This window comes from Klebsiella sp. EMBS2024 (genome assembly GCF_036233805.1).
Lineage (GTDB): Bacteria > Pseudomonadota > Gammaproteobacteria > Enterobacterales > Enterobacteriaceae > Klebsiella > Klebsiella pneumoniae.
The window spans coordinates 2,913,617-2,924,106 of record NZ_JAZARW010000001.1; the positions used below are offsets into that span (position 1 = coordinate 2,913,617).

Consider the following 10,490-nt stretch of genomic DNA (forward strand, 5'->3'; position numbering starts at 1 on the left):
AGGCAATACGTAGAGTTGATACTGTGAAACATCGCACAATTTGTTACAGAAATATGACAAAACGTTCCAATGTGAGCACGAAATCACATAACACGCTCAAATAACGCGCGAATATGCTCGAAATCAAACAATAACCTTACTAATTGTGGCTAAATGGCGTTAAACGAAAGCAGAGGAGCTGAAGATGACGGGACGTCTTGATAGCGAGGTCATTATCATCGGCGGCGGAGCAACCGGCGCCGGTATCGCCCGCGACTGCGCCCGGCGCGGATTACGAACGCTGCTCATTGAGCGCCATGATATCGCCACCGGGGCGACCGGCCGGAATCATGGACTGCTGCACAGCGGCGCCCGCTACGCGGTGACCGACAACGAATCCGCCCGCGAATGCATCAGTGAGAACCGCATCCTGCGCCGCATCGCCCGCCACTGTATTGAACCGACCAATGGGCTGTTTATCACCCTGCCTGAAGATGACCTGGCATGGCAGCAAACCTTTATCGACGCCTGTCAGCAGGCTGGCATAGAGGCCACGCCGCTCTCGCCGCAGGAAGCGCTGCGCCGGGAGCCCGCCGTCAACCCGACGCTGCTGGGCGCGGTGCAGGTCCCGGACGGTACCATCGACCCGTTTCGCCTCACCGCGGCCAATATGCTCGACGCCCGCGAACACGGCGCGCAGATCCTTACCGGCTGCGAAGTAACAGGCCTGCTGCGCCGGGGCGATCGCGTCTGCGGCGTCCAGGTATACGACCGCCAACTTCACCAGGCCCGCACTCTGTACGCCGGGATGGTGGTTAACGCCGCCGGGATCTGGGGGCAGCGTATTGCGGAATATGCCTACCTGCGCATCACCATGTTCCCGGCGAAGGGATCGCTGCTGATCCTCGATCATCGGATTAACAACCTGGTGATCAACCGCTGCCGTAAGCCGGCCGACGCCGATATTCTGGTGCCCGGCGATACCATCTCGCTGATCGGCACTACCTCAATGCATATTCCTTATGACGAAATTGACGACAACCGGGTAACAGCGGCGGAGGTCGATACCCTGCTGCGCGAAGGGGAAAAGCTGGCGCCGGTCATGGGCCGCACCCGGATCCTCCGCGCCTACTCCGGCGTCCGCCCGCTGGTGGCCAGCGATAACGATCCCAGCGGGCGCAGCGTCAGCCGCGGCATCGTCCTGCTCGACCATGCCCAGCGTGACGGTATGGAAGGCTTCATTACCATCACCGGCGGCAAGCTGATGACCTATCGCCTGATGGCCGAGTGGGCCACCGACGCCGTCTGTCGTAAGCTGGGAAACACCACCCCCTGTACCACGGCCGAAGCCCCGCTGCCCGGTTCACAGGAGCCAACGGAAAGTACCCTGCAAAAGATTATCTCCCTCCCCACCCCGCTGCGCGGCTCGGCCGTCTACCGTCACGGCGATCGCACCCCGTCCTGGCTTGGCGACAGCCGCCAGCACCGTAGCCTGGTCTGCGAATGTGAAGCCGTCACTGCCGGTGAAGTGAAATACGCGGTGGAAAACCTGGCGGTCAACACCCTGCTCGACCTGCGCCGCCGCACCCGGATTGGCATGGGGACCTGTCAGGGGGAACTCTGCGCCTGCCGCGCTGCCGGCCTGCTGCAGCGCTTTAACGTCACCACGCCCGCGCAGTCGTTAACCCAGCTCTCGGAATTTCTCAATGAACGCTGGAAGGGCGTGCAGCCCATCGCCTGGGGCGATGCGCTGCGCGAAAGCGAATTCACCCGCTGGGTCTACCTCGGCCTGTGCGGATTGCCACAGGAGCACCGGGATGAAGTTTGATTGCGCGATTATCGGCGGCGGGCTCGCCGGCCTACTGTGCGGGCTGGCCCTGAATCAGCACGGCCTGCGCAGCGTCATCATCAGCCGCGGGCAGAGCGCGCTGCATTTTTCCTCCGCGTCGTTAGACCTGCTCTCGGCGCTGCCCAACGGCGATAACGTCACTGACGTCGCACAAGGTCTGCAGCAGCTCGCTGAACAGCTTCCTGAACACCCTTATTCCCGGCTCGGCGCCGAGGCGGTGCTCGAATACGCTACGCAGTCCGAAGCCCTGCTGGCCGCCTGCGGCGCGGTGATGCAGGGCGATGCGCGCCGGCCGCACCGGCGGGTAACGCCGCTGGGGACGTTGCGCCCGGCATGGCTGTCGCCCCTTGAGGTGCCTGTCGCGCCCCTGCCGTCGCAGGGCGCCTGTCTGGTGGGGATCAGCGGCTTTGCTGATTTTCAGCCGCATCTCGCCGCCGCCGCGCTCGGTCAACACGGAGTTACCGCCGCGGCGGTGGAAATCGAGTTACCGCTGCTGGATGTGCTGCGTGACAACCCGACCGAGTTTCGCGCCGCCAATATCGCCCGCGTCCTGGATGATGAGAATATGTGGCCGGCCCTGCATGCAGCGCTGCTACCGCTGGCGCAGCAGTATGACCTGCTGATCATGCCCGCCTGTTTTGGCCTCGCCGACGATCGCCTGTACCACTGGCTGCAGGCGCGTCTACCCTGCCCGCTGCGTCTGCTGCCGACGCTGCCGCCTTCGGTTCCCGGGATGCGTTTGCATTCTCAGCTGCAACGCCAGTTCATTCGCGAGGGCGGCGCCTGGCTCGCAGGCGATGAGGTGGTGAAAATCAGCCATCGACAGAACGCCGTCGAGGCGGTCTGGACGCGCAATCACGGCGATATTGCACTGCGTCCGCGCTTTACCGTGCTGGCCAGCGGCAGCTTTTTCAGCAACGGTCTTGTCGCCACTCGCGATAGCGTGCGCGAGCCGATCCTCGGCCTCGACCTTCACCAGACCCTGCCACGGGAAAGCTGGTACCAGCGCGATTTCTTCGCCTCACAACCGTGGCAGCGCTTCGGCGTGAAAACCGATGCCCTGCTGCGCCCCCTGCTGGGCGGGCAGCCGTTCCATAATCTGTTCGCCATCGGCTCATTGCTCGGCGGGTTCGATGCCATTCAGCTCGGCTGTGGCGGCGGCGTCTGCGCCGTTACCGCGCTGCACGCCGCCAGACAGATCCACGCCCTTGCCGGAGGCCGGCCATGAACGATACCCGTTATGAAAGCTGCATTAAGTGCACGGTCTGTACCACCACCTGCCCGGTAAGTCGGGTCAATCCGCGCTATCCGGGCCCGAAACAAGCGGGGCCGGACGGCGAACGCCTGCGTCTGAAGGATGGCGCGCTGTACGACGAGGCGCTGAAGTACTGCATTAACTGCAAGCGCTGCGAGGTCGCCTGCCCGTCGGATGTGAAAATTGGCGATATCATTCAACGCGCCCGGGCACAGTACGGCCAGCAAAAGCCGACCCTGCGCGACGCCATCCTCAGCCATACCGACCTGATGGGTACCCTTTCCACCCCCTTTGCCCCCCTGGTCAACGCCGCCACCGGCTTAAAACCGGTGCGCCGTCTGCTCGACGCGACGCTCAACATCGATCACCGGCGTACGCTGCCGAAATATGGTTTCGGCACCTTCCGCCGCGCTTACCGCCAGCTCGCCGCCCGTCAGAAGCAGTACAGCGAACAGGTGGCTTTCTTTCATGGCTGCTACGTCAACTATAACCATCCACAGTTGGGTAAAGATCTGATTCGCGTCGTCAACGCGCTGGGTACCGGGGTGCAGTTGTTATCAAAAGAAAAATGCTGCGGCGTACCGCTGATCGCCAACGGTTTTTTCGACAAGGCGCGTAAGCAGGCGCAGAGCAACGTCGCCGCGATGCGGGAAAACACGCTACCGATCATTGCCACCTCCTCGACCTGCGCCTTTACGCTACGTGATGAATACCCCCATCTCCTCGATGTCGATAACAGCGATCTTCGCGATCGCGTCGAGCTTGCCACCCGCTGGATCTGGAAACAGCTGGCTGCCGGCAGGACGCTACCGCTGCGCCCGCTGCCGCTGAAGGTGGTCTATCACACCCCGTGTCATATGGAAAAGATGGGCTGGTCGCTGTATACCCTCGAGCTGCTGCGGCTGATCTCCGGCCTGCAGCTGGAGGTGCTGGATTCACAGTGCTGCGGCATCGCAGGCACCTACGGGTTTAAAACTGAGAATTACGCGGTATCCCAGGCTATCGGCGCCCCGCTGTTCCGTCAGATTGAGGAGAGCGGGGCCGACCTCGTCGTCACCGACTGCGAGACCTGCAAATGGCAGATTGAGATGTCCACCAGCAAACGCTGCGAGCATCCGCTGACGGTGCTGGCGCAGGCGCTCGTCTGAGCCCAGCGCCAGCCTGTGCCGTCAATAGCTCGTTTTCTCTTGCGGCTGGGCGCTGGCAGATTTAAACATCGCCAGCCGGCGGTCCAGCGCCTGGGTATACAGCATGGTATCCACCCCGACGGCGACAAAGTTGGCCCCCCAGGCAAGACATTTTTCCGCCATCGCCGGGTCGACCGCCAGAAATCCGGCCGCTTTCCCCGCCGCGCGAATGCGCCGGATGCTCTGCTCGATCACCCGCTGCACGTCAGGGTGACCGGCATCGTCCGGGTAGCCCAGCGAGGCGGAGAGATCCGCCGGACCGATAAACACCCCGTCAATGCCGTCCACCTCGAGAATAGCGTCCAGGTTCTCCAGCGCGGTTCGGCTCTCGACCTGAATCAGCAGACAGAGTTCGTCATTCGCCTCCGCCATATAATTCTCCACCCTTCCCCAGCGCGCCGCTCTCGCCACGCCGGCGCCAACGCCGCGGCTCCCGATGGGGGGATAACGGGTCGCTGAGACCACCTCCCGAGCCTGCTCGGCGGTATCGACCATCGGCACCAGCAAGGTTCTGGCGCCAATATCCAGCACCTGTTTTATCAGGCTGCGGTTGCCCTCGACCGGGCGAATGACCGGCTGGCTGGCATAGGGGGCAATCGCCTGCAGCTGATGATAAAGGTCCTGAATGGTGTTCGGGGCATGCTCGCCGTCGATCAGCAGCCAGTCGTATCCCGACGTCGCAGCGATCTCCGCCATGTAGGATGAGGTGGAGCTCAGCCACAGGCCGATTTGCGTCTCACCGCGTAATAATCCCCGTTTGAAGGGGTTAGATAACAGTGCGTTCATAGCGATTCCTTTATTCAATGCTGTACGCTGCCGCGCTGGGGTACCGCGCGGGTAAGGCTCAATGAAAAGATAATGACCACCCCGACAATGGCGACGCCGGCCAGGGTTAACAGTCCGGCGGCGCTGCTGGCGAACAACGTTTCGGCCTGCACGCGCACGATCGGCGCCAGAAAACCACCGATGGCGCCAAACAGGTTAACAAAGCCAATCCCTGCGGCCAGCGCCGTGCCGGACAGCAGCTGCGTCGGCATCGTCCAGAAGACCGGCTGCACGGCGATCACCCCGACCGCCGCCACGCACAGCGCGATGATAGCCAGCACCGGCGCCACCAGTCCGGACACTGCAATCCCGACCGCCGCCGCCAGCAGCGTCAGGGCGGCAATATTGCGTCGCTCGCCGGTGCGATCGGAGTAGCGAGGGATAAGCCAGGTGCCAAACAGCGCCGCCACCCACGGGATGGCCGTCACCACCGAGGCAACGAAGCCGACTTTGGTGCCCAGCAGCGCAGCAACCTGGGTGGGCAGGAAGAAAATCAGACCATAGACCGCCACCTGAATGGTCAGATAAATCAGCGCCAGCTGCCAGACCCGCCCGTTACGCAGCGCATCGGACAGGCGCGAGGCAATCTTTTTCTCCTCCTCGCGCGCCAGCTCGCTTATCAGCGCCTGTTTCTCCGCTGCGCTCAGGAAGCGGGCATGCTGCGGCGAATCGTCCAGCCAGAAGAAGGTGAACGCTCCCGCGGCGACGGCGAGCAGGCCTTCAATGACAAACATCCAGAACCAGCCGGGATGGCCCATAAATCCATGCATCTCCAGCAGCGCACCGGATAAAGGCGATCCCAGCGTCAGGGCCAGCGGCGCGCCCATATAAAACAGCCCCATAATGCTGGCGCGGTTTTGCTGGGGAAACCACTGTGAAGTGAGGTAGATCATTCCGGGAAAGAAGCCCGCCTCCGCCGCGCCCAGCAGGGTACGTACCAGCAGGAATTTCGCTTCCGTATCCGCCCACGCCATCGCCGCCGACAGCACGCCCCACAGCAGCGTGGTGCAGCCGATCCATCGCCTGGCGCCAAATTTGCGCATCAGCAGATTGGCCGGCACCCCGAGGAAGGCATAGACCACAAAGAAGATACCGGCCCCCAGCGCGTAGGCCTCATTGCTGAGTCCGGTATCCAGCTGGTAGGTCTCTTTGGCGAAACCGATATTAGAACGGTCAAGAAACGCCAGCACGTACAACGCCAGCATAAAGGGGATTAAGCGGGCGCGGTTTTTCTTCACCACGCTCTCCAGCAGAGTGTTGCTCATCATAATATCCTCAGGCGCGGGCCGCCGGGCGGCCCGACGCAATCAGTGTTGATAAGGACGCTTCAGGTTGCAGTCGCGATTGAGCTCGACGCCAAAGCCGGGTTTATCCAGGACCGATTTATGAATGCGCCCTCTCTCCGGCACCGGCTCGCCGAGCAGGATCGGGTCGAACTGCGGGCGCAGCGTGGCGCAGTCCGGACTGGTCATCAGAAACTCACTGAACGGCGTGTTGGTGAAGGTGATCACCGCATGATGTGAGTAAACCGACGAGCCGTGGGGCACTACCAGCTGCCCGCGCGCTTTGGCGATGGCCGCGATCTCCACCAGGGTGGTTAAGCCGCCGCACCAGCCGACGTCGGGCTGCATAATATCGATGCCGGTTTCCGACAGGGTGCGGAAGGACTGCAGCGTGCCGTGGTGCTCGCCGCTGGTCACCATCATCCCGGCCGGCGCCNGGCGCTTCAGCTCGCGATAGCCTTCATACTGCTGCGGCGGCAGACACTCTTCGATCCACTTGAGGTTATAAGGGGCGCAGGCATGGGCAAGTTTGGTGGCATAGTTAACGTCCTGGCTCATCCAGCAGTCCAGCATTAACCAGAAATCCGGGCCGCATTTTTCGCGCATATCCGCCACCATGGCGACGTCTTTGCGGATCCCGGCGTCGCCATCGTGCGGCCCCCAGTGGGTAGGCATTTTGCCGCCGATAAAGCCCATCTCCTGCGCCAGGTCCGGACGTGCGCCGGTGGCATAGAACTGGATTTCGTCGCGCACCGCCCCACCCAACAGTTTGTAGACCGGCAGGCCAACCACTTTCCCGAACAGGTCCCACAGCGCCAGGTCGACACAGGAGATGGTATTCATCACCAGGCCGCCGGATCCCGCGTAGTAAAGGGTGGCGTTAAGCATCTGGTCATGGATCAGTTTGATATCGCTGACGCATTTGCCTTCGATAAAGCGGTTGAGATGTTTTTCGACGATAAAGCAGCCCATCTCCCCGGCCGTCGACACCGCAAAGCCGGTCTGTCCGTTGTCGGCTTCCACTTCCACAATCAGCGTCCCCAGCACGTTGATGCCAAACGACTGCCGGGACTGCTCATACTGTTTATATTTGCTCATCGGGGTGGCGATATGATCGTCAATCCAGTGGTTAGCCCCCTGGTCGTGGTAATCGCCGCCGCCGGCGCCCTGCTCTGCTGTAGCGCCGCCGATGAACCAGGCGCGGACGTGTTTAATTTTCGGTAGGGTCATGATGTTCTCCTTATGATGAGGCGAGTTGTTCGAAGGGGCTTTTCCACCCCAGCAGACGTGAAATATCTTTCGCGCAGGCAATCGCCTTACCAGCCAGGTAATCGCGATTGTCTTCATTGATTTGCAGACGGGTACCCACCACCGAGATGGCGGCGGTCAGGTCGTTATTGGCGTTAAATACCGGGGCAGCCACGCAGCGCACATCCGGATAGTCCTCGCCATTATCAAAGCTCCAGCCCCGGGCGCGGATCCGCCCCAGCTCCTCCCGCAGCTGTTGAGCATCGGTGATGGTCGTTGGCGTGGCCCGCTCCCACTGCAGGTCTTCGATAATCGACGCCTGAACGCTGGCGGGCTGCCAGGCCAGCAAACATTTGCCGATCCCGGAGCGGTAAAGCGACAGGCTCTTACCCTCATGCGAGCGCACGCTGATGGTGGCGGGAGACTCAATTTTCAGAATGTAGTAGGCGTTACCCTGATCGATAATGCCCAGATGACAAAGCAGGCCGCACTCATCCATCAGCCGGGTGAGGCGCGGCCGCGCCAGCTCGCGCAGGTCCATTTTGCTCAGCGCCTGCCCGGCCAGCTCCACCAGCTTGGTCCACAGGCAGTAGTTATCCTGATTATCCATACTGATGAAGCGCTGCTTTTTCAGCTCGCCCAGCAGCAGATACACCGTGCTTTTCGGGATCCCCAGCTCCGCTATTATCGTCGCCGCGCTGCAGGGGCCGATGCGGCCAATTAAATTGAGGATCTCAATCGCGCGGGTCAGCGCCGGGACTTTCGTTGATTCCAACATACTGGACTCCAATCCTGAATACTGGAATCAGTGTTGCGATTGTCCGGGCGGTAAAGTGTGAGCGACATCGCGGGGCAATCGTTTTCCCGTATACTGGACCGTTCGCAGCAGAAAATTGCGACTTAACGCACAGAATTTTTTCAGAGGAGTACAACAGGTTGGACGACCGACGCCCCGAGGATACGGTGCGCCGGGGGGAATGATTTACAGCGAGAGGGAATCCACCACGTTAATCCAGCCATGTTCGCTGGCCAGTGGTTGACCATTCAGCCAGCGACGCAGCATGTTTAACGCCATCATAGCGCAGACTTCCTGGCGTACCGCCAGGCTGTGGCGGGTGGCGCTAAACTTCACCCGCAGAGCGAAGGTGCCGTCCGGGGTGGCCAGGGCCACGTTAAGATGATCGTTTTCCTGACCGCTCACCGCCAGGGCCAGGCCGGCAAAATGGTTTATGCGCCGCTCGGCCGCCCAGCGGGCCGCCTGCGCCAGCGTCTCCTCCTGCGCCGGAACGACTTCGCTGGCCAGCAGCGGCGCGCCGGCGCGGGACAGCTGGAGCGCCAGCAGGCCGCTGGTAAACTGCTCGCTGAGCGTCAGGCTCAGCTGCCGCTCCTGCAGACAGCGGGCGATTTGCGCGGGTAACCCTTCCGTACCTTCGAAAATCAGGCTGTCGCCAGCCACCTTACGCACCTCCGGCCACAGAGCCAGCATGGCGTCGCGCTGGTTGGCCGGTCCGGTTAGCTTGAGTTCAATGATCGGCATCGACGAGCGGTAACCCATCACCACGCCCGGAGGCAGCGTCAGCGGATTAAGACTTTGCGCCAGCTCGCTCTCCGAGCGGCCAAAGGTGGTCAAACGCAGGCATACCGGCGGGTCCGGCAGCGTAAAGCGCTGGCGCAGGCGCGGTAAAATTTCCTGCTCGACCATCACCTTAAATTCAGAGGGGACCCCGGGAGTGAAAAACATCAGGCAGCGGTTGAGCTGGATGGCAAAGCCACAGGCCGTACCGACCGGGTTGTTGATCATCTCAGCGCTGGCCGGGATTTCCGCCTGCTTACGGTTGCTTTCCGCCATCGGCCTGCCGCGCTCGGCAAAAAAGCGGGTCATGGTTTCCAGCCACTCCGGATGCAAAATAAGCCCTTCGCCTTTCGCAGTGGCAGCGGCCAGCGCGCTCAGGTCGTCGCTGGTTGGGCCGAGGCCGCCGTTGACGATCAGCACATCCGCCTGTTCGCTGCGTTCGCGCAGAATCGCCACCAGCGCATCGAGATCGTCGCCAACGGTATTGCGGCGCGTTAACGGTAAACCCTGATTAAAAAAGAAATCCGCCAGCCATGCCGCATTGGTATCAACGATTTGACCATGCAACACTTCATCGCCGGTGGACAGCATTTCCACATTCAACATTGCTCACTCCTTGCCTGCCAGGTGAGAAATACTATAACGCAAAGCGGGATGCTGACGAGGAGGAAAATCTGGCGCAGCAAGAAGATGCCGCGCCGGAAGAGATTAGAAGCTGGCGCTGGCGCCGATGTATGGGCCGTCGGCGATGGTGTTATCGCGGTTGCCATCTTTGCCCGCCAGGTTCAGGTAACGGTAGCCGGCCTGGATGCTAAGCGGACGCATAATGGTCCAGCTGGCGCCGACGTTGGCTTCCTGGTAGCTATCAATGCCGCTGGAGAGCGAATCCGGAGAGTAGTAATAATCGCCGTACAGGCGGAAGCTGTCGCCGATTTTCCACTGCAGGCCGCCGCCGACCGCGGCCGCATAACCTTCATCGCCCTGTTTCGGATTGGTGTAAATACCTTTACCACCCACGGTCGCGAGGAACGGCCCCAGCGGAATATTGAGTCCCAGGCCTAAACCCGCGGCGTCGCCGTCGTTATCGCTGTGCAGCCAGTTACCCGAAACGGCCAGGCCGGTGGACTCGGTGCCGAAGCCGACGCCAAGGTTGGTGTAATGCTCGCCGGCTTCACCGGTAACGCTAATCGCATGGGCCGCCGAAGAAACCATCATCACGCCCGCCAGCGCCATAAAAATGCTTTTTTTCATTATTTACTCTATCCAGAAAATTAAAATCAAAGAAGTCCCG

The 10,490-nt window shown here is 61.4% G+C and carries 9 protein-coding genes; 3 read left to right on the top strand and 6 right to left on the bottom strand.

The window, feature by feature from the left end:
* Positions 1-184 precede the first annotated feature (184 nt).
* Genes glpA through glpC form a run of 3 tightly spaced genes read left to right on the top strand, consistent with a single transcriptional unit; the run spans position 185 to position 4,231 of the window.
* Positions 185-1,807: an anaerobic glycerol-3-phosphate dehydrogenase subunit A gene (gene glpA / locus VZP09_RS13375; RefSeq protein ID WP_032415265.1), complete on the top strand. Its 1,623-nt coding sequence runs from the start codon at positions 185-187 to the stop codon at positions 1,805-1,807.
* On the top strand, positions 1,797-3,056 hold the full coding sequence (gene glpB, locus VZP09_RS13380) for a glycerol-3-phosphate dehydrogenase subunit GlpB (protein ID WP_032415266.1): 1,260 nt from the start codon (positions 1,797-1,799) through the stop codon (positions 3,054-3,056). The genes glpA and glpB overlap by 11 nt, the downstream gene beginning before the upstream one ends.
* A complete protein-coding gene (glpC, locus tag VZP09_RS13385) occupies positions 3,053-4,231 on the top strand; it encodes an anaerobic glycerol-3-phosphate dehydrogenase subunit GlpC (protein WP_032415267.1) in 1,179 nt (392 codons plus the stop codon). The genes glpB and glpC overlap by 4 nt, the downstream gene beginning before the upstream one ends.
* Before the next feature lie 21 nt (positions 4,232-4,252).
* Here the strand turns inward: glpC and yfaU are convergent, their stop codons facing one another.
* From yfaU to VZP09_RS13415, 6 genes are all read right to left on the bottom strand, one after another.
* The gene (yfaU, locus tag VZP09_RS13390; RefSeq protein WP_002913043.1) at positions 4,253-5,056 is read right to left on the bottom strand and encodes a 2-keto-3-deoxy-L-rhamnonate aldolase; all 804 of its coding nucleotides are present in this window, start codon (positions 5,054-5,056) and stop codon (positions 4,253-4,255) included.
* A gap of 14 nt (positions 5,057-5,070) precedes the next feature.
* Positions 5,071-6,360, bottom strand: a complete 1,290-nt coding sequence (locus VZP09_RS13395; RefSeq protein WP_002913045.1) for an MFS transporter — start codon at positions 6,358-6,360, stop codon at positions 5,071-5,073.
* A 42-nt stretch (positions 6,361-6,402) separates the two neighbouring features.
* Complete coding sequence (rhmD, locus tag VZP09_RS13400) at positions 6,403-7,608, bottom strand: L-rhamnonate dehydratase (protein ID WP_328795210.1); 1,206 nt, start codon at positions 7,606-7,608, stop codon at positions 6,403-6,405.
* A gap of 10 nt (positions 7,609-7,618) precedes the next feature.
* Positions 7,619-8,404: an IclR family transcriptional regulator gene (locus VZP09_RS13405; protein WP_002913046.1), complete on the bottom strand. Its 786-nt coding sequence runs from the start codon at positions 8,402-8,404 to the stop codon at positions 7,619-7,621.
* Between the two features lie 204 nt (positions 8,405-8,608).
* Positions 8,609-9,805, bottom strand: a complete 1,197-nt coding sequence (locus tag VZP09_RS13410; RefSeq protein WP_004149159.1) for a nicotinamide mononucleotide deamidase-related protein YfaY — start codon at positions 9,803-9,805, stop codon at positions 8,609-8,611.
* 102 nt (positions 9,806-9,907) lie between these two features.
* Complete coding sequence (locus VZP09_RS13415; RefSeq protein ID WP_002913070.1) at positions 9,908-10,450, bottom strand: YfaZ family outer membrane protein; 543 nt, start codon at positions 10,448-10,450, stop codon at positions 9,908-9,910.
* Between the last annotated feature and the right edge of the window lie 40 nt (positions 10,451-10,490).